This is a genomic window from Actinokineospora sp. UTMC 2448, from assembly GCF_024760565.1.
GTDB classification, from domain to species: Bacteria; Actinomycetota; Actinomycetes; order Mycobacteriales; family Pseudonocardiaceae; genus Actinokineospora; species Actinokineospora fastidiosa.
Window position 1 is genome coordinate 2,408,064 of the sequence record NZ_CP031087.1, and the last position, 19,330, is coordinate 2,427,393.

At 71.9% G+C, this 19,330-nt stretch carries 14 protein-coding genes; 8 read left to right on the forward strand and 6 right to left on the reverse strand.

Going from position 1 to position 19,330, the window contains the following annotated elements; all coding sequences use genetic code 11:
• The first annotated feature begins 119 nt into the window (after positions 1-119).
• Positions 120-1,082: a nucleoside hydrolase gene (locus Actkin_RS11420; protein ID WP_258907066.1), complete on the forward strand. Its 963-nt coding sequence runs from the start codon at positions 120-122 to the stop codon at positions 1,080-1,082.
• Here the strand turns inward: Actkin_RS11420 and Actkin_RS11425 are convergent.
• The gene (locus Actkin_RS11425) at positions 1,079-2,605 is read right to left on the reverse strand and encodes an MFS transporter (protein ID WP_258907067.1); all 1,527 of its coding nucleotides are present in this window, start codon (positions 2,603-2,605) and stop codon (positions 1,079-1,081) included. The two genes, Actkin_RS11420 and Actkin_RS11425, sit on opposite strands and share 4 nt — an antisense overlap.
• Positions 2,606-2,644: 39 nt before the next feature.
• Positions 2,645-3,610, reverse strand: coding sequence for a helix-turn-helix domain-containing protein (locus Actkin_RS11430; RefSeq protein WP_189212588.1), 966 nt, complete (start codon positions 3,608-3,610; stop codon positions 2,645-2,647).
• Between the two features lie 114 nt (positions 3,611-3,724).
• Here Actkin_RS11430 and Actkin_RS11435 point away from each other — a divergent pair, with 114 nt between their 5' ends.
• Both Actkin_RS11435 and Actkin_RS11440 read left to right on the forward strand, forming a co-directional pair.
• Positions 3,725-4,627, forward strand: a complete 903-nt coding sequence (locus Actkin_RS11435; protein ID WP_189212589.1) for an XRE family transcriptional regulator — start codon at positions 3,725-3,727, stop codon at positions 4,625-4,627.
• A 156-nt stretch (positions 4,628-4,783) separates the two neighbouring features.
• Positions 4,784-7,621 (forward strand): trypsin-like serine protease, encoded by a 2,838-nt coding sequence (locus tag Actkin_RS11440; protein WP_258907068.1) that lies wholly within the window; start codon positions 4,784-4,786, stop codon positions 7,619-7,621.
• A 56-nt stretch (positions 7,622-7,677) separates the two neighbouring features.
• Here Actkin_RS11440 and Actkin_RS11445 read toward each other — a convergent pair whose 3' ends face one another.
• Entirely contained in the window at positions 7,678-8,901 is a 1,224-nt protein-coding gene (locus Actkin_RS11445) for an MFS transporter (RefSeq protein WP_258907069.1), read from the reverse strand.
• On the reverse strand, positions 8,898-10,451 hold the full coding sequence (locus Actkin_RS11450; protein WP_258907070.1) for a hypothetical protein: 1,554 nt from the start codon (positions 10,449-10,451) through the stop codon (positions 8,898-8,900). The genes Actkin_RS11445 and Actkin_RS11450 overlap by 4 nt, the downstream gene beginning before the upstream one ends.
• Before the next feature lie 136 nt (positions 10,452-10,587).
• Here Actkin_RS11450 and Actkin_RS11455 point away from each other — a divergent pair, with 136 nt between their 5' ends.
• From Actkin_RS11455 to Actkin_RS11475, 5 genes are all read left to right on the forward strand, one after another.
• A complete protein-coding gene (locus Actkin_RS11455) occupies positions 10,588-11,100 on the forward strand; it encodes a RipA family octameric membrane protein (RefSeq protein WP_229787234.1) in 513 nt (170 codons plus the stop codon).
• Positions 11,101-11,189: 89 nt separating this feature from the next.
• Complete coding sequence (locus tag Actkin_RS11460) at positions 11,190-12,530, forward strand: toll/interleukin-1 receptor domain-containing protein (RefSeq protein ID WP_258907071.1); 1,341 nt, start codon at positions 11,190-11,192, stop codon at positions 12,528-12,530.
• Positions 12,531-12,561: 31 nt separating this feature from the next.
• Complete coding sequence (locus Actkin_RS11465) at positions 12,562-13,641, forward strand: AAA family ATPase (RefSeq protein ID WP_258907072.1); 1,080 nt, start codon at positions 12,562-12,564, stop codon at positions 13,639-13,641.
• Positions 13,638-14,696, forward strand: coding sequence for a hypothetical protein (locus Actkin_RS11470; RefSeq protein ID WP_258907073.1), 1,059 nt, complete (start codon positions 13,638-13,640; stop codon positions 14,694-14,696). Before Actkin_RS11465 ends, Actkin_RS11470 begins: the two co-directional genes overlap by 4 nt.
• Positions 14,697-14,711: 15 nt before the next feature.
• Positions 14,712-16,712 (forward strand): S1 RNA-binding domain-containing protein, encoded by a 2,001-nt coding sequence (locus tag Actkin_RS11475; RefSeq protein ID WP_258907074.1) that lies wholly within the window; start codon positions 14,712-14,714, stop codon positions 16,710-16,712.
• A 31-nt stretch (positions 16,713-16,743) separates the two neighbouring features.
• Here Actkin_RS11475 and Actkin_RS11480 read toward each other — a convergent pair whose 3' ends face one another.
• On the reverse strand, positions 16,744-18,444 hold the full coding sequence (locus Actkin_RS11480) for a bifunctional serine/threonine-protein kinase/formylglycine-generating enzyme family protein (RefSeq protein ID WP_258907075.1): 1,701 nt from the start codon (positions 18,442-18,444) through the stop codon (positions 16,744-16,746).
• A gap of 2 nt (positions 18,445-18,446) precedes the next feature.
• Positions 18,447-19,328: a putative Ig domain-containing protein gene (locus tag Actkin_RS11485; protein ID WP_258907077.1), complete on the reverse strand. Its 882-nt coding sequence runs from the start codon at positions 19,326-19,328 to the stop codon at positions 18,447-18,449.
• Positions 19,329-19,330 lie beyond the last annotated feature (2 nt).

Below are 19,330 nucleotides of genomic sequence, written 5' to 3' on the forward strand. Positions count from 1 at the left end.
GCGGGTGCGGCGCGATGGTCTTCGTGTTTCCAGGCCTAGTCCAGAACGGGCGGTTGGTTGACGCCGCGTCCGCTACCTTCTGTTCGTGGCTGTCGCTCGGCCTGGTCCTGGAGGTTCGTGTGCGGTTGATCGTCGACGCCGATCCGGGGATCGATGACGCGCTCGCCCTGCTCTACCTCGCGGCGCAGGGTGGGGTGGAGATCGTGGCGGTGGGCAGTGTTCACGGCAATGGTCCTGCGGCGCAGACCGCGGCGAACGCCCGGCATGTGCTCGGGTTGGGCGGGCTGCCGGAGGTGCCGGTGGCAGTGGGTGCGTGGCGGCCGCTGGCGCAGCCGTTGGAGACCGCCGAGTTCGTCCACGGCCCGGACGCGCTGGGCGGGCACGGCGTTCCGATCAGCGGGGATGTCCGGGGCGAGTCCGCCGCCGAGCAGTTGGTCCGGTTGGCCAGGGCGAATCCGGGCGAGCTGACCCTCCTCGCGTTGGGTCCGCTGACCAACGTCGCCCTGGCCCTGCTGTTGGAACCCGATCTGCCGCGCCTCCTGCGGGCCGTCGTGGTCCTGGGCGGGGCGATCGGGGTGCCGGGCAACCTGACCGCGCACGCGGACGCGAACTTCTACCACGACCCGGAAGCCGCCGACCTGGTCCTCGGCGCCGGGTTCACCCTGACCCTGATCGGGCTCAACGTCACCGAGGCCGCTCGCGCCGACGGGGCCTGGCTGGACGCGCTCAGCACCTCCGACAACCCCCGCGCCCGGTTCGCGACCGCGGTGCTGGCCCACTACGCGGCCTTCTACACGAACATGTTCGGCGTCCGCGTCGCCACGCTGCACGATCCGCTCGCCGCCGCCATGGCCCTCGACCCCGGCCTGGGGACCTACGAGCAGATGGTGGTCGGCGTCGAACTCGCCGGGACGCACACCCGGGGGCAGACCTTGACCGACCTGCGACGGCTGTCCAGCGACGTCCACATCGCCAGCAGCCTCGCCGGGGGCAGGCCGCCGGTGTCCGTCGCCATGACCGTCGACGCGCAGGCGTTCCTCGACCGGCTCTTCGCCGCCCTGACCCGCCCTCTCCAGCCCTAGCCCGACTCCTTCGCGGGGCGGACGTGGCGCAGCATGACGGAGACCAGGGCCGCGGTCGCGAGCAGCACGACGGCGCTGATCGCCGCGATCAGGTGCAGCCCTTCGGTGAAGGCCGTGCGGGCGGCGGTGAGCAGCAGATCGCCGACCGGGGCAGGCAGCCGCTCAGCGGCCGAGACCGCGCCGCCCAGGGTCTCCTCGGCAGACCGCACGGCGTCCTCCGGCAGCCCGAGCGGGACGGTGCTCGTCACCTCGGAGCGGTAGACGGCGACGCCGATGGTGCCGAGGATCGCGATGCCCAGCGCGCCGCCCAGCTCCGGCGCCGTCTCCGACAGCGCGGACGCCTCGCCCGCCCGTTCCGGCGGCGCGGAGCCGACGACGAGGTCGGTGGTGAGGGTCATCATGGGGCCGAGGCCGAGCGAGATGACGGTGGAGCCGAGCACCAGCAGGGGCAGCCCGGAACCCGGCGTCACCGGGATCAGCATGCCGAACCCGGCGGCGGAGAGCGCCAGACCGGCCCCGACCACGAACCCCGGCCGCGCCCTGCGCGTGAGCATCGGCGCGAGGGTGGAGCCCACGATGACGCCGCACGCCGACGGGACGGTCCACAGACCGGCGTGCAGCGGGGAGAGCCCGAACACCAACTGCAGGTACTGCGCGAGGAAGAAGTTGGCTCCGAAGAGGACGAAGACCCCGAACAGCAGCGTGCTCAGCGACACGCTGAAGGCGGGGGAGCGGAAGAGCCGGAGGTCGATCAGCGGGTCGCTGCTGTGCTGCCGCCGGACGAACCAGGCGCCGATGAGCAGACCGGTCACGATGGCCGCGCTCGACACGGTGTCCAACCCGTTGACGGCCATGTGCTTGAGCCCGTAGATCAGGACGAGGACGGCGGCCAGGGACAGTCCGGCGCTCACCACGTCCATCCGGCCGATGGCCTCCTCGCGGTGCTCCGGCAGCAGGAGCGGGGCCAGGGCGATGACGAGCACGCTCACCGGCGCGGCGATGAGGAACACCGCGCCCCACCAGAAGTGCTGGAGGAACCACCCGCCGATCAGCGGTCCGATCGCGGTGCCGCCCGCCACGCTGGCGATGACGACGCTGATCGCGACGGTTCGCTGCCGCGCGTCGCGGAACAGAGTGGCGGCGAGTGACAGCGCGGCGGGCATCAGCGTCGCCCCGGCGACACCGAGCAGCGCCCGGGTCGCGATCAGCATCTCGGCGCTGGTCGAGTACGCGGCGAGCACGGACGCGACGCCGAACACCGCCGATCCGACCATGAGCAGCCGACGCCGCCCGATGCGGTCGCCGAGCGTGCCCATGGTGATCAGCGAACCGGCGAGGAGGAATCCGTAGATGTCGATGATCCACAGCGACTGCGCGCTGCTGAGCGAGAGGTCCTGGGAGATCGCGGGCAGGGCGAGGTTCGGGATCGTCAGTTCCAGCGACGCCAGCAACGTGGGCAGGGTGAGCATGGCGAGCCCGGCCCATTCGCGCCTCCCGGCACGAGAGGCACTGATCGTGTTCATGCGCCGACGCTAGAACCTTGACAAAAGTAGAGGTCAAGATCAGACCAGTCCGCGCCGGTTGGCCTGGATCCCGGCCTGGAAGCGGGTGGTGGCGCCGAGTTCGTCGAGCAGGGCGGACATCCGCCGGGTCATGGTGCGTTGGGTGATGCCGAGGGATCGCATGATCGCCGCGTCCTTCATGCCCGAGGCGAGCAGGGTCAGCAGCTCGCGGTCGCGGTGTCCGGAGCGCAGGGCGGGGCCGATCGGGGTGGCGCGCTCCCACAGCATGTCGAAGCAGGCGATCAGCGCGTCGAGGAGGGGGGAGCGGTGCACCAGGATCCGCGAGCCGGTCTCCGAGATCTCGAAGCTGAGCGGGATCAGCGCCATCCTGCGGTCGGCGATCATCATCTTCATCTGCACATCGGGCAGGGTGCGGGCGTCCTCACCCGCCTCGGTGTAGGCCGTGATCTCGGCCAGCCGCGCCCGGTCGTCGGGCGCGGGGGTCTGGTAGATCGTGCGGTAGACCACGCCGCGCCGCAGGCCCTGCAGTTCCTCCACGTTGTGCTCCGGGGCGCCGCCCAGGTACGGCGGGCAGTCGATGAGCAGCACCTCCTGCCGGGCGGCCAGCTGGATCTGGGCGATGTGGTGGCGCACCGCGGGGCCGCCCTCGATCAGCTCGACGAGGTCGCCCGGCTCGCCGCGCGGCGCGTCCTCGTACATCGCGGCGAGATCGCGGGTGACCCCGCGCAGGCGGTCCAGTTGCTCGGCTCGGCGCGTGGTGAGCGCGTCCAGGGCCACCTGCGGCGGCGCGGGCACGTAGCGGGCGGGACGTCCGGGCAGGCGGGTCGCCAGGCCCGCCTCGATCAGGTTCCCCATCGCCCGCGACAGACCGCCCGAGGACACCCCCAGCGCGGCGGCGAGCTCGCTGGCCTCGGCCCGGGGCCTGCGCAGGAGCCGCAGGTAGAGTGCGCCCTCGGCGACGCCGAGGCCGATCGGCTCGAGGAACCCGGGGTCGAACTCGTCCATCGCCCCACCCTAGCCTGGCCAGATCTGGCCATTGGCCACCTTTGCCCTTCTCGGCAGGGCGCTTCGCTGTATACGGTCCCCCTTCCGAGCGATGAGGACCGAACCGGGGGCGTCATGAACCGGGAACTGAGGCAGTTGCTGCGCACCGGCCCGTTCGAGGTGGCGCTCGACGCCGCCATCGAGGCCTCCGGGCTGACACTGGAACGGCTGCGCAGCAGGCTGGCGGACAGCGGCGTGACCGTCAGCCGCACGGCGATCTCCTACTGGCGCACCGGCCGCAGCCGACCGGAACGGGCCGAGTCGCTGGTGGCGCTCAGCAGGCTGGAGCAGGTCCTGGGGCTGCCGTCGGCGTCGCTTGTCGCTCTGCTCGGCGGGCGGCGCCCGCGCGGGCGGACGCCGGGACGCCCACCCGGCACGCTGTCCCGGCGATCGCTGTGGCCGTCCTGCGGCAGCCTGCTGGCCGGGCTCGAGACCACACCCGAGGGGGAGCTGGACTTCCTCAGCATCACCGACTCGATCAACGTCAACGAGAACACCGGTGAACGCAGGCAGCGGACCCGGCTGGTGCTGCGGGCCGCCGCCGACCGGGTGGACCGGTACGTCGTGTGCCACGAGGTCGACGACCCGGCGTACCCCGCGCCGGAGTTGGTCGGGGTGGCCTACGCCCGCGTCGGGCGCGTGCGCGCCGACGCGGCCAGCCGGGCGCTGGTGGCGGAGTTCCTGTTCGACCGGCCGCTCGGCCGCGGCGAGCACACCGTGATCGAGTACGAGGTGCGCCTGCCGGACCGGCAGCCGCTGGACCACTGCTACCGCCGGTTCCCTCGGCCGGTCGGGCTCTACACCGTCATGCTGCGCTTCGGCGGTCCGCCCCCGGGCAGGCTCCGCCGCTATGACCGACCCGGGCTGCACGGTCCGGAGAAACACGTCGAGGATCTGTGGCTGGGGGCCGCGGGCACGACAGCGCTCGTCGCCCCGTCGGTGCGTCCCGGCACGATCGGCGTGCGCTGGGAGTCCTGACGCAAATGGGGAAATCTGTTCCGCGAAGCCAGCCCTGACCTGCGATCTCTTCTGTGAACAACGTGCTGGCACCGGCCGTAAACAGATCACTTCTGATCCTGGACGGGCCCGACTAATTTCCGGCATTGCAAGCTCCGTGAATTAAGGAGTAGTTCAATGCCCTGCAAATCGAAAACACTGCTGGCGCTCGCGCTGGCAGCGGTCACGGCAGGCGGGCTCGCCTCGCCTGCCCACGCCGAGGAACCCGAGGGTGAGGTCCTGGGCGGGGCCAAGAACCCGGTCCCCGGCAACTACGTCGTCAAGCTCAAGGAATCGGCGGTCCGCGCGGCGGGTGTCGCCGGAACCGTCGACTCCCTGGTGGACAGGTTCGGCGGCAAGGCGACGCACGTGCTCACCCGGGTCATGCGCGGCTACGTGGTGGACAACCTCAGCGAGCAGCAGGCGCGGCGTCTGGCGGCGCACCCGGCCGTCGAGTCCGTCATGCAGTCGGGCACCTCCCGCGCGGGCGACACCCAGGACAACCCGGCGAACTGGGGTCTGGACCGCATCGACCAGCGCGACCGTCCGCTGGACAAGAAGTACACCTACCCCGGCCACGGCGGCCAGGGCGTCAACGTGTACATCGTGGACACCGGAATCCGCTATTCCCACCAGGAGTTCGACGGCCGGGCGAAGTTCGCCGCGGACTTCATGGTCCCGGCCGACAACGGCAACGACTGCAACGGGCACGGCACGCACGTCGCGGGCATCGCGGGCGGTGAGACGCGCGGTGTGGCGAAGAAGGTCACGCTGCACTCGGTGCGCATCCTCGACTGCAACGGGCGCGGCAAGGACAGCGACGTCGTCGTCGCCGCGGACTGGCTCGCCCGCAACGCGATCAAGCCCGCCGTGGCGAACCTGAGCGTCTACACGGACAACCCGTCCATCGGCGTCGACGCGATCAAGGGCTCGATCGCCGCTGGCGTGCAGTGGGCGCTGATCACCGGCAACAACGGCGGCGACTCCTGCAACTACGGCCCCGGCCCCCGCGTCGAGACCGGCGTCCGCACCGGCAACGCGACGAGCAGCGACTCCCGCGCAGGCGATTCCAACGACGGCGCGTGCATGGACCTGTTCGCGCCGGGCAGCAGCATCAACTCGTCCTTCCACCAGTCGGACTCCTCGTACGGGCAGCTGTCCGGCACCTCGATGGCCGCCCCGCACGTGGCAGGCGCCCTGGCGCTGCGGCTGGCCGAGGCGCCGTCCTCGACGCCTGCCGACCTGAAGAAGTGGGTCGTCGACAACGCCACGACCGGCAAGATGACCAACATCCGGGCGGGCACCCCCAACCGGCTGCTGTACCTGCCCGCGGGCAACCCCCAGCCGGGTAACGACTTCTCCATCTCGGCCAACCCCGCGTCGGTCAGCGCCGACCCGGGCCAGGCGGTCAGCACCACGATCTCGACGGCCGTCACGCAGGGGTCGGCGCAGAGCGTGCGGCTGTCGGCGAGCGGGCTGCCCTCGGGCGTGACCCCGTCGTTCGACCCGTCCTCGGTGACCGCGGGCGGCTCGTCCAGGCTGTCGCTGGCCGTGGGCGCCTCGGTCACGCCGGGCACGTACAACGTCACCGTCACGGGCACCGGCACGGACGCCACCCGCACGGTGAACGTGTCGCTGAAGGTCAACGGCGAGGTCCCGCCGGGCAGCTTCACCCTGACGGCCAGCCCGACCAGCGGCTCGGTCGCGCAGGGTTCGTCGGTGACGACGAGGATCAGCGCCGACAGCGCGTTCCAGGCGGACGGCCAGTCCGGCGTCGGAGTGGTCGGCGGCACGCCCACCACGGTGGCGAAGTACCCGTTCATCATCTCGCAGCACCGCACCGGCGGCGTGCGGCCGCAGGAGCAGTCCTGCACCGGTTCCGTCGTGGCGCCGAGGAAGGTCCTCATCGCCGCGCACTGCAAGTTCTCCCAGGGCGAGCCGAAGTACCTGATCTACGGGCGCGACGACCTGGCGAACACCAGCACCGGCACCCGGATCGAGATCACCGAGTACAAGACCCACCCGAGCTACAACCCGGCCGACGGCTGGCGGACCGGCTTCGACGTCGCGGTCATCACCACGGCGAGCGACATCCCCACCCCGGCGGGCATGGCCTACCCGCGGATCGCCAGGTCCACCGACTCGCTGCCGATCGGCACGCGCGGCACCGCGGTCGGCTACGGCAAGTCGGACGTGAACGACGCGAACCGCAACACCCAGCTGTACGAGGCGGTCCTGCCGGTGGTGGAGGACCAGAAGTGCCGTGACATCGCGGGTCACTTCGACGCCCGGTACATGTTCTGCAACGGGTACGGCAGCGGCGGCCCGTCGCTGTGCCAGGGCGACTCCGGCGGCCCGTACCTGCACAACGGCGTGATCTACGGCGTCTTCTCCTGGCTGCGCACCGACTGCGCCTACTACCAGGCGCACGCGAAGATGCACGGGGTGCTCGGCGACTGGGCCAACCAGGAGATCGGCTCCACCAACCCGCCGACCGGGGACATCACCCTCTCCGCCAGCGGCCTGCCCACCGGAGCCACCGCGTCGTTCAACCCGGCGAAGATCGGCTTGGGCAGCGCCTCGACGCTGACGATCAGCACCACGTCGTCCACCCCGGCAGGCACCTACGAGATCACCGTCACCGGCACCAAGGACAGTGAGTCCCGGACGGTCAAGTACAGCCTGACGGTCACCACGGGTGGCCCTGGCCCGACAGAGCTGTCGCTGACCAACCCGGGCACGCAGACCAGCGTCAAGGGCCGCGCGGTGACCCTGCAACTCGTCGCGAGCGGCGGCAGCGGCGGCTACCGCTTCACGGCGACGGGCCTGCCCGCCGGGTTGAGCCTCAACTCGTCGACCGGCCTGATCAGCGGCACCCCGACCACGTGGGCCAACTACCACCCACGGGTCACGGTCACCGACAGCGCGGGGGCGAGCGTGAGCCAGTCGTTCTACTGGTTCATCTTCCCGTACTGATCGGAGCGATTGACGGCGAACCCGGGCGGAGGGGCCACCCCTCCGCCCGGGTTCGCTCAGGTAGGGGCGCACGTTTGGACGGCGACCGGTCTGTCGGCGCGCCGGACGGCGGGGAAGGCCATCAACACCAGAGTGGCGACGACGATCGTTGCTGATGCTCCATAGAGGACTATCTGATGGCCGATGACCGTCGCGAGCTGACCTGCGATGAGGTAACCGAAGGGCACCGCGATCAGCTCGCCGAAGGTCATGTACGAGCTGACCCGCCCGAGGAGTTCCGCGGGCAGTCGCCGCTGGACGAAGGTGCTCCAGGCGATGATCGAGAGGTCCATGCTCACCCCGGTCACGAGCGCCGCCGCGACCACGAGCCAGATCGGCGCTTGGCCGGCCATCGCCAGGGCCGGGAGCGCCATGGGAAAGCTCGCGGCGATGCACACCAGCAGTGGGCGAGACGGCTGCCACCTCAACGCCCCGAGCGACCCGACCACCAGACCCGCCGCGAAGGCGCCTTGGACCACGCCCCAGGCGGGGCCACCTCCGTAGGAACCCGCGGCCGCGATCGGGCCGAGGAGCTGGAAGCCCGCCATCCACGCCATGACGACGACGCTGCCGTGGAGGACGAAGCCCCACAGCCAGGGGCGCTGGCGGACCTCCTTCCAGCCTTCGGCCAGATCCTGCCGGAACCTGGCCTGCTTCTTCGGCACGCGAGCGACCCTCAACCGGGAGAACAGCGCCGCTGAGATGAAGAAGGTGGCGGCATCCCATGCCAGAGCCCACTCGGGGCTCGCCACGGTGATGAGGATGCCGACCAGGACCGGGCCGCCGACCTTGAAGGCGTTGACGGGCAGGCGGATCAGGGCGTTTGCCTGCTGGAGGTCTTCGGGAGGCACCAGCTGCGGCACGATGCCCTGCATCGCGGGGAGGGTGAACGCGGAGGCGGCGCCGCTGGTGGCCGCCAAGGCGGTCAGCCAGGGCAACGACGCCTTGTCCGTGAACAGCAGCACGGCGACGGTGGCCTGGGCTGCGCCCGCGGCGCAGTTGCCGGTCGCGAGGATCGTCCGTCGCGGGAGGCGGTCGGCGGAGACCCCGCCGATGAGGGACAGGATGGCCTGGGGGGTGATGGTGGCTGCCAGCACCAAAGCCAGTGCGCTCGGCTCGGCGTGGCGGTCGATCACGGCGAAGGCGAGGGCGATCGGCGCCATTGCGCTTCCGGCCACCGAGATGACGCGGGCGAGGAGGAAGGTCCGGAAGGCGCGGTGGGCGAGAGGTCCCCGGATCAAGGAACCCTCGTAGAACGATCAACGATTGCCGGTAGGTGGGAGACATGGTCCAGGACCGGCTGGAGTTCGCGCCGGACCAGTCTGCGGATGGTCCCGACATGGCGCAGGCGGGGAACCGCCGTGGGGAAGCGAGTGAACCGCGCGCTCCGGTCGATGGTGAAATGGAGTATCCCGGTCAGCGGGAAGTCCCACCGCAAACCCTTGTCGTGCTGTTCCGGCGGGGGGATGTTCGGCAAGGACGGCGGTGACGGCCATACCTTGCCCTCCTCGGTGGTGGATCTGTCGGCGATCTTCCGGCCGGCCGCGTCTCGGAAGGCGTAGTAGGCGGGCTCCTCATAGACCAGCAGCAGGAGCCTGGTGGGCTCGGAAACGCGGATCGCCTCGGTGAACTCCCAGACGGTTCCCGGGCCGGGAGACGCGGTCATGATGACGGTGTGGGCGCCCCGGATCAGGCTGCTCACCGTGTCCTTCCAGTCGTCGACCGGCAGGTAGCCGCGCTCCGCGCCGAGTGCTGGCAGGCGTTCGCCCGGTTCGCCGATCGCGATGACGCGGCCGAGGTCGCGGAACTGGCGCAGCACGAAGGCCTCCTGCGTCAGTCCCGGCAGTTCGAACGGCGAGCGGGTGTGCCAGCCCGGCGCCTCGGGGGACGCGGCCATCGCCGCGTCGACGGAGAAGGGGCGCAGGTAGAGCAGGTAGCGCTGGCCGTCGAGGGCGTCGAACGAGACGGTTCGGCGCAGGTGTCGCCTTCCTCGCTTCACCGCCGCGCGACCCGCGCCTGCGAGGAGGCCGCCGGAGGCGATGACGCCGACCAACACCGCCAAGCGGACCGAGACCGGCCTTTCCGCCATCTCGCGGCTTGCCTCGAGGAAGAGGAACTTGATCAGGAAGGTGCCGCTGAAGGCCAGGAGAAGGCCAATCCCGCCTGCTGTCCACCCCAGGCCGACCAGCAGCCGTCCCACGCCGCGGCGCTGGGCGGTGGGTGCGGTGGGCTCGGTCACGGGTGATCGCTCGGCTCTCCTCGTCGGCGCAGGGAGCTGTTTCCCGGCCGGTCCTTCGTCCTCGCCGCGCATGAGTCCGTTCAGCGCTCCTAGCGCGACAAGCACCCAGGGGATGGTTTGTCCGGCCGCGAGCGCGCCGGACAGGTGGGTCACCAGCACGGGCACGATCACCGCGATCGCCAGGACGTGCCCCGCTCTCACCAGGGCGTCCATCCGGGCGACCGCGAGCGCCGCGAGGCTCGCCGCGGTCGCCCAGGGGCCGAGGAACGGGATGGCCAGCTCTCCCGCGAAGACGAACAAGCGCACCGGCAACGCGTCGACCTGGGGAACGTGGATGACCGCGTCGCCCAGCCTCACCGGCGCGTAGGCGAAGTTCCGGGCCGCCAGCCACGCCATGCAGAACGCCGAGATCAGGAAACTCGACTTCAGCGGCGCCGGGAGCGCCGGAGTCCGGGGAGCCGCCCGGTGGCCGCGGAACAGGACCACGCCGGCGACGTGGATCAGGACGACCACGGTCAGGACCCAGGTGACGGCCTCGGGACTCCACGACACCGGTCGATCATCTCGCCCGGCGAGCGCACCTGCCCCGAACCGCGAGAAGACGACACCCTGCGGGCCCGCCTCTCACCCGGATGGACCAGGCGAGTGAGCACCGAGACCGTCGGACGCGCGGTGATAGCGTGCCCGCGTGACCGACGACGTGGGCAGCAGACTGTGGAACGCAGGCGTGACCCCTGCCGCCTATGACGCGGCGAGCGAGAAGTACCAGAACGCCATCTTGGAGCAGTACAAGATCTATGTCGAGATGGCCGACCGGATCAGCGCGCGGCGGGCGCTCACCAACACGTTCTTCCTGACCCTCAACACGTCGGTCTTCTCGGTGATCGGGATCTTCTGGTCCGTCAAGCCGGTGGTCACGTCGTGGTGGCTCCTCGTCCCCCTGCTCGCCCTGTTGGCCGAGTGCGCCGCCTGGTTCTACCTGGTCCGCTCCTACCGGCAGCTGAACACCGCCAAGTACCAGGTGGTCGGGGCGCTGGAGGAACGGCTCCCCGCCTCGCCGTACTGGCGGGCGGAGTGGGTCGCGCTCGGTGAAGGGCGGGACCGCTCCCGCTACTGGCCGCTCACGCACCTCGAACAGTGGATACCGATCACGTTCGCGGCCATCTACCTCCTGGGCGCGGTGGTCGCCGTCTTCGCGTGACGGGTGTCCGCCGTCAGGTGGCGACCCGTTGCCGCCCAACGTTTAGCAGAGCGAACACGCGCCCGATCCGGGTGTCGTAGGATCTCGGGGTGGAGACGCCGCTGATCGGGACGACGACCTCGACGGGCATCTTCATCAGCCACAGCGCCCGCGTCCGCGTCGGCGCCGAACTGCGGCTGCGCGACGGCGAGACCGAAGGCCGCTACCTGGCGCGCAAGAAGTTCGTGGACCAGCTGCTCGACGCGCTCGTGCCCGCCTTCGCCGACCGCGGCCGCGGCGTCTGGCTCGACCGCAGGGAGATCGCGCCGGGCGAGGTGTTCGACCGGGCCGTGTGCCTGGCGGTGATCCGCAGCAGCGGCGCCGTCGTCGTGGTCGACCACGACGCCCTGACGTCCGGGTGGATGCGGGAGGAGGCGGCGCTGCTGGGCCTGATGCGCCAGCTGGTCCCCGACTACCCGGTCAAGATCGTGCTGGTCGGCGGGGTGTCGGAGAAGCAGTTCGCGTGCAGCCTCCTCGGCCGTACCGGCGGCCTGAACACGCTCAGCAGCCTGCGCTGGCCCGATCGGCGCAAGGGCTCGCGGAACCGGGAGGCCGCCGAGAAGCTCGCCAAGGAGATCGCCGAGTGGTTCCCGCCGGTGCCGGTGGAGCCCGCCCAGGCCCGCTGGGTCAACGACGTCGCGTTCTTCATCCGCGAGGCGCCGACCCACATCCTCGACGAGGCGGCGCAGGCGCTGCACGTCTCGACCACAGCCCCGGTGCTGCCGCAGGACAAACCGGCGCTGGTCGCCGCCGCGCTGCTGGGCAGCACACTGCAGGAGGCGTTCGAGGCCGTCCAGGTGCTGGCCGAGTTCGTGGGTCCTCGGCTGCCCTCGGTCAAGGACCGGATCACGCCGCTGTGGGTTGACCTGGACGACGCCCGCCGCGTGATGGACGTGTCCCGGGACAAGCCGGACCGCCGGATAGTCCACCTCGCCGCCGGGAACCTCCCCGCGCACCACGCCGTGCAGCGCGGCCGGGCCCAGCGCGACGGTGTGCGCGTGACCAGGTTCAGCGGCATCGGCGGCGAGGACCTGCGCGAGCAGTTGCTGGAGCGCTGCGACACCGGGCTGCGCGCCGCGCTCAACATGAAGCCGGACGAGACCGCGGAGGACGTCTCGCGCCACCTGAGCCGGGCCCGCCGCGTGGTGTTCGCGATGCTGGGCTGCGATGACGTCGACCCGAGGGTGCTGCAGTGGGTGCTGCGCGAGCTCACGGCCCGGTTCCGCGGGGTGGTCTTCGCCCTGGTCACCCAGCGCCCGGTGACCGCGCTGGAACGGCTGAGCAGCGCGACCGTGCAGCTCAGTAACGGCGGGCAGCACGAGCGCGACACAATGGCACTGCTGGAAGACATCGAGGAACTGGGCGACGTTCCCGACCTGGTCGATTACTGATGTCCGGACCATTCACGAGGCGATCGAGGGCATGACCGACGTGACCGACCGAACCGGCGACCTGGATTCGGCCACCAGCACCGACCTCCACGGGACCGGGTCCGAACCGGCGGACGTCCGGTTGCTGCGGCACCTGGAGCCGCTGCTGCGGATACCCGTCGGCGAGCACGGGGACAGCCGCCACGGGGACTCCCGCGCGGGGGACGTCTACATCCTCACCCCGGAGATCGAGACCGCGGTGAAGGTGGCGGTGCTGACCGGCCGCCCGCTGCTGCTCGGCGGCCCCCCTGGGTGCGGGAAGTCCAGCCTGGCGAGTTTCCTGGCTCGCAGGCTCGGCGTCCGGTACCACGAGTTCGTGGCCACCGAGGACTCCCGGCCGTCGGACCTCATCTGGCGGCTCGACGCCGTTCGCAGGCTGGGTGACGCGAACGCCAACGCCTTGTCCGGCCGCACCGGCCGGGACTCGACCGCCCCCTACATCGAACCCGGCCCGCTGTGGTGGGCGCTGGACCCGGAGTCGGCCCGGGCCCGCGGCTCCGACGGCCTGGCCGAGGAGGACCAGGCAGCGCCGCCGGAACTGCTGGCCGACCACACGCCCGACCGGCCGGGGGCCGTGCTGCTGATCGACGAGATCGACAAGGCCGACGCCGCCTTCTGCAACGGCCTGCTGGTGCCCCTGGGCAGCCGCCAGGCGTTCGTCGGCCCGCTGGACTTCACCGTGCGGGTGCCGACGGGCGCCCCCGCGTGGAGCCCCCTCACCGTCATCACCACCAACAACGAGCGCGACCTGCCCGAGGCCTTCCTGAGGCGCTGTCTGGTCCTGCGCCTGCCCGCGCCGGATGCCACCCGGCTGGTCGAGATCGTCGGCGAGCACTTCGGCAGGCTGCCCGCGCCGATCGAGCAGCTCGTGCGGGATCTCGCCGAGGAGGTGACCCGCCCGCACACCGGGCGGCCGGTCAGCACCGCGGAGTTCCTCGACCTGGTGAAGGTGCTGCGGCACCTCGACCAGGCCGAGGACAGCCTCGACGACGGCATGCTGGACATGCTCAAGCGGATCACGCTGGACAAGCACGCCCTCTACGGCGCGGACGAACGGTCCTGGTTGCGGTGAGCCTGCGCGACGCTGCCCTGATCCTCGCGCGGCGAGAGCTGTTCGAGGACCTGGACGGCGCGCTGGCCCTGGTCGGCGCGGCGCTCGGGGCGCCGGTGGAGGACAGCGGGCCGGCCTGGCAGGCCGATTCCGCCGCCCTCGACTCGGGCGACCAGCTCGACGAGCAGGACTGGCCGGTCGTGGGGAACGACGGCTGGAGCGATGCCGAACTGGCGGACGACGACGAGCCGGACGCCGACGGCCGGGGGACGGGCGACGGCCGGGGGACAGGCGACGGCCGGGGGACAGGCGACGGGCAGGGGACAGGCGACGGGGAGGGCTCCGGCGACGGTTCCGGCACGGGCGACGGAACCGATGGCAAACCGGCCCGCACGCCCAACCCACGGCCACCCGGTCCCGGCGTCATCGCCCGGGTCCTCGACGCCGAGCCGGAGGACGCAACCCCCTCCGGCGGGCACACGCCCCGCTCCTACACCTCGGTGCCGCTGCCGATCCGGCTGACCCAGGAGGCCGATGAGGAGCGGAGCGCCTTCCGGATGCGCACCCTGCCGCTCACCCTGCAGAGCATGATCCGCGTGCCGCTGCGCGGGCACGAGCTCGACATCCCCGCCGTGGTGGAGCGGCTGGCGCTGGCCGAGCCGCTGACCGACGTCCCGGTGCGGATCAGGCTCGGCCAGCCCGCCCAGGTCCGGGTCCTGTGCGAACTCGGGCTGCGGAGCGGCCCCTACGCCGAGGACACCCGGATCCTGCTCCGCGTGCTGCACCGGCTCTGCGGCGCGGAACGCATCGACCTCCGCTGGTTCGAGCACTCCCCGGCGCTCGGCTGCGGCAGCGGTCCGGTGTGGACCTGGCAGCGCTACGAGACGCCGGGCGCGACCGAGGCCACCGTGCTCGTCGCACAGGGGGTCCCCGATCGCCGATCCGATCCCGACGCGGTCCACGAGTTCGCCGCCGGGCTCGCCGAGCACGGCGCGGCGGTCTGCGCGGTGCTGCTCGGCCCCGGCCCGCGGGTGCCCCGGTTCCGGCGCTATCCGCAGCTGTTGGTCGACGACTGACGGGAGCAGGCGACCGTGGTGACGGAGTGGGCGGAGTCCCTGGGCGGCATCGCCGACCGGCGGCTGGTCTGGCTGGCCGCCATGGTGAGCCTGCCGCCGCTGGCGCCGTTCCCGCTGGTGCGCCAGGTCCGGCGGGCCGGTCTGGGCCGCGGCACCCTGCACCTGGAGGCGGAGCTGTGCGAGACGCCCATGGTCACGGCGGTCGCCGCCGACGGGATCGAGCTGCACCCCGACTTCCGCGCCCAGGCCCGGCGCGTCCTGCGCGACCGGGTCCTGGAGGGCGGTCTCGACGCCGAGGAGCTGCGCCAGGTCACCCGGATCGACGCCATGGGCCTGAGCCCGTTGCTGGAGCTGGAGGAGAACCTGGTCTGGGCCTACGTCAGCCAGCCGAACCCCGGCCAGACCGCGGACCGGCTGCTGACCGACTGCCTGCTCAGCGTCGTCCGGGAGACCCGGCACCGCATCCTGGACTGGGCCGCGGGCGCGCTCGGCAGGCTCCCCCAACCCATCCTGCGGACGCCCGCGGCATGGCTGTTGAGCGAGCTCTGCGTGGCGACGCGGCGCCCTGCGGTCCGGCTCCCGGCCCCTGACCTCGACCAGGTGGACGGTGACCTGCTCGGCGAGGTCGCCCGGCTGCTTCCCACGGCGCTGGTCGGCATGGCCCGCGACGGCGACGTCCTCTCGTTCGGGCCGATCGCGCGCAACCGGCGGGTCGCGTTCCCGGTGCCCGCGATCGTGCACAAGCCGGTCACGGTGTCCTGGTCCGGTCCGGACGGGCCTCAGCAGACCACCGTCGACCTGGGCGGCCACGGCGTCGTCCGGTTGCCGGTCGGCAGGGGAGAAGTGCGCCTGCGCACCGTCGCGGGCCGGGTGTTCACGCTGCGGCCGATCCCCCCGGGCGAACCCGCGCCGGAGATCGCCGACCTCGACGCCAAGCTGGACGTCATCGACGAGGCGTGGCGCGCGTCGCGGACGATCCGCGCCCACGTGACCCGGATGATCTCGACCCGGACGGCGATCGTGGCGCTGGAGGGAGCCGAGGGCCTCGGCGCGCTGCTGCGGAGCGAGCCGGCCGACGAGCGCGAGGGCCGGGCCACGGGCATCAGCCTGGGCATGACGCTGGGCGTGCGGATCAGCAACTTCGACCGGGTCAGGCAGCGGGTCGTCTGCCGCCCGGCGCCACCGGAGCCGTGGACGGGCGGCGATCTCGCGGTCGGCGCCGAGCTCGAGGGCCGGTACGAGTCGAGCGTCAACTTCGGGATCTTCGTCTCGCTGCCGACCTCGCCGCGGGGGTGGGCGGGCCCGGTGGTCTCCGGTCTGGTGCACACCAGCGAGTTCCCGCCCAGCTGGCGCTGGGTGCCGCCGGACCTGGCCCCGGGCGACCCGGTGCGGGTCCGGATCCTGAGCATCGACCCCGCCCGGCGGCGGGTCGCCCTGACCGCCCTGGACGACCGGCCCGATCCGCTGCTGGTCCATCCGGTCGGCGACGTGGTCACCGGGACGCTGGTGAAGATCGTGCCCTTCGGCGTCTTCGTCCGGCTGCCTTCCGGCGTCGAGGCGCTGTTGCACCGCAGCGAGATCGCCGCGGGCACCCGGCTGGAGCTCGGGCTCGCGATGCGCGTGCGGATCCAGGCCGTGCACGAGGATCTCGGGCGCGTCAACCTGGTCACCGAACCCCGGCTGCCGCAGGGCGCGCCTGCCATCGAGGTCATGCCGCCCACCCAGCCCTCGGGCAAGTCCACCCCGCGTCAGCGCGCGCGTGCGGTCCCGCCTCCGCCTTCGCGCCCGGGGCAGCTCGACCCCGCCGAGGTTGCCGAGTTCCTGCGGGCGAAGCTCCGCGAGCCGGGCGTGGTGCACGCCGCCACCCTGGCGCAGCAGGTCATCGAGAGGTTCGAGCCGCGGCTGCACGGTGACCGGGGGAAGTGGCTCGGCATGGGCAGCTTCACCCTCATGCTGCGGTCCCTGGTCCCCGGGGTCAGGCTGTTCGGGAACCGGGTGCTGCCGCCTCCGGAGTGAGAGTGTCGGGTTCCGGCGGCGACACCCGGGATCACTGGGGAGGCGAGGGCACGACCGGGCGCTCCTCGTAGACGATGTCCGCCGCACAGCGGAAGCCGACCGCCTCGCTCTTGTAGTCGATGGCCGCCGAGATCTGCATGGACGCCGCGCCGTACACGGCCACCGGATCACTCCACGCGCCGCCGCAGATGGCCCTGGTCTCGGCGTCGCGGCCCTTGGACTGGGTGTCGCGGCTGTGCGAGATCCACTCGCCGACGTTCCCCGCCATGTCCGCGACGCCGAACGGCGACCTGCCGTCGGACTCGCCCCGGGTGAACGCGGTGACGGGGCTGGTGGCCCGGAAGGTCGTCGACGGGTACCGGTTGTGGTTGCAGCGGTTCTCCTGCCAGACGTCGCCCCACGGGTAGGTCCGGTCGTCCTTGTCGCCGCGCGCCGCCTTCTCCCACTCGAGCGGACGGGGAAGGCGCTTGCCCGCCCACAGCGCGTAGCACAGCGCGTCCCGCCACGACACGTGCACGACCGGGTGATCCGGCTGGGTCGCGCAAGCGGCCAGCAGGTCCTTCGGCGCGGGGTAGTTGGTCGCCTCGACGAACGCCGCGTACTCCTGGTTCGTCACCAGCGTGATGTCGATGTCGAAGCCGGGCACGAACACCTTGCGCTGCGGGTCGTCCGGGGAGACCAGCGCCTTGAGGTTCTGCGGGTCCGAGCCGACCCCCGCGGCCATCAGCGCCTGGCGCGCCTGGTCCTCGGTCAGGCCGTGGATGAAGACGCCGGGCGGGACCCGGACCATGCCGGGGCGCGGCGGGTGGGCGTACCGCTCGCACATCGCGTGCCCGCACACCGGGCAGTCCGCGGACTCGCGCTCGCCCGCCACGAACTCGCACGACGGGCAGAACGCCCGCTCCATCTCGCGGGCGGCGACGTCGGCCTGCAGGTCGGGCGCGGTGAGCACGGCGCGCACCTGCGCCGCTGTCGGTCGCGCCTGCGGCGGGACGGCCAGCATCCGGCAGACCAGGTCGAGCACGTGCTCGGGGGCGGTGGGCTGGGCGGCGGCGAGGTCGGCGCGCAGTTCGGCGGTGTGGAGCGAAGCGCGCGGGTACCGCCCGGTGAGGCATTCGTGCAGGATGACGCCCAGCGCGTAGACGTCGTCGTCCGGCTCGTCCAGCGTCGGGTCGGCCCGGCGCTGCGGGGACCAGTAGTCCAGCACGCCCGCGGTGAGGTGGCTGATCTCCTGCGCGTTGGCCAGCCCCCAGTCGATGAGCTGGATCTCGTTGTCCGTGGTGAGCAGGACGTTGCCCGGCTTGAGGTCGCGGTGGCGCAGCGCCCGTTCGTGGGCGTAGGCGAGCGCGGACGCGGTCTGGGCGCCCATCCGCACGGTCTGGCTCAGCGACTGCCGCCCGCTCCGCAGGAGGGTTCCCAGCTGCGGGCCGTCCACATAGGACACAAACAGCACGGGGCCGAGGCCGTCGAGGTCGCGCAGGGCGTACTGGGCGGGCGCGACGTGGGCGTTCTTGGGGGGATTCCGGAGTTGGTGCACCCACACCTTGCACTCGCGGAAGAACGCCTCGATCACCTCCTGGCCCGCCGAGGCGAGCACGTCGTCCTTGATGCGCTTGACGACCCGCTTGCCGTTGAAGCCGTCGTCGAGCACCCCCACCTCGGCGAAGCCGCCGTGGCGCACCTCGATCACGGTGTCGCCTGTGGACAGTTCCATTCCCACCGACAGACCCATGGTCACCACCCCCGCCGAAGCTTGCCGCGCCTGCCGGGGACGACCGTCTCCGGGCGGCCCATCAGGTACTCCCAGGTGAGGATGCCGAAGGTCAGGATGAGGAGCAGATAGCCCAACCAGGTGACGATGGTCTTGAACCAGTTCAGGACGCGCCAGAAGAGCGACTCGGGGGCCTCCTGCACGATGAGGCGGACCTCCTGGTGCGCCGTCGTCCCGGTCGCGTCGGTCAGGGCGACCGTGAACGTCGTGGCGCCCGCGTGGGCGGGCCGCCCGGCGAGGGCGCCGTCCGGCGCGAGGCTGAGCCCCTCGGGGAGCGCGTCGCCGGACCAGGTGTAGGGCGGCAGCCCCGAGTCCGCCCCGAACCGGTGGAGGTAGTCGCTGCCCGCCACGGCGTCGTCGAGCAGGCTGACCGCGCTGGTGACCCGCAGCGGGGCCTGCTCGACCCCGCCCACGCTCGACGGCCGGACGGTCAGGCCCAGCTCCCGCGGTTCCGATGAGCGGCCCGCGCCGTCGCGCACCCGGACGCTGACGACGCTGGTCTCCTCCTTGGCCGGGACGCCCTCGATCACGCCGTCGGCCCGCAGCCGCAGTCCCTCGGGCAGCGCCCCCGCCGCGGTCTCCCAGGTGAAGTCGCCGTCGCCGCCCGTCACCGCGAGGGTGAGCTGGTACTGCAGCCCGACGAGCGCCGAGGGCGCCGAGCGCGTGGCGATCCGCGGCGCGGTGTCGGGCCGCCCGCTCCCGGTGAACGCGCTCACCACGCTCAGCACGATGGTCACGAACATCAGCGTGGCGATGATGACGAGCAGCATGTCGATGAACCGCAGCTCGACGGGGTGCTCGGCGGCCAACGCCCGCCGCCGGACGAATACCGGGGTCAGCGCCATGG

Coding starts and splice junctions, on each gene's coding strand:
- Actkin_RS11430 (WP_189212588.1), bottom strand. CDS start 3,610: ATGGACGAGTTCGACCCCGGGTTCCTCGAGCCGATCGGCCTCGGCGTC.
- Actkin_RS11485 (WP_258907077.1), bottom strand. CDS start 19,328: ATGGCGCTGACCCCGGTATTCGTCCGGCGGCGGGCGTTGGCCGCCGAG.
- Actkin_RS11480 (WP_258907075.1), bottom strand. CDS start 18,444: ATGGGTCTGTCGGTGGGAATGGAACTGTCCACAGGCGACACCGTGATC.
- Actkin_RS11440 (WP_258907068.1), top strand. CDS start 4,784: ATGCCCTGCAAATCGAAAACACTGCTGGCGCTCGCGCTGGCAGCGGTC.
- Actkin_RS11425 (WP_258907067.1), bottom strand. CDS start 2,605: ATGAACACGATCAGTGCCTCTCGTGCCGGGAGGCGCGAATGGGCCGGG.
- Actkin_RS11465 (WP_258907072.1), top strand. CDS start 12,562: ATGACCGACGTGACCGACCGAACCGGCGACCTGGATTCGGCCACCAGC.
- Actkin_RS11435 (WP_189212589.1), top strand. CDS start 3,725: ATGAACCGGGAACTGAGGCAGTTGCTGCGCACCGGCCCGTTCGAGGTG.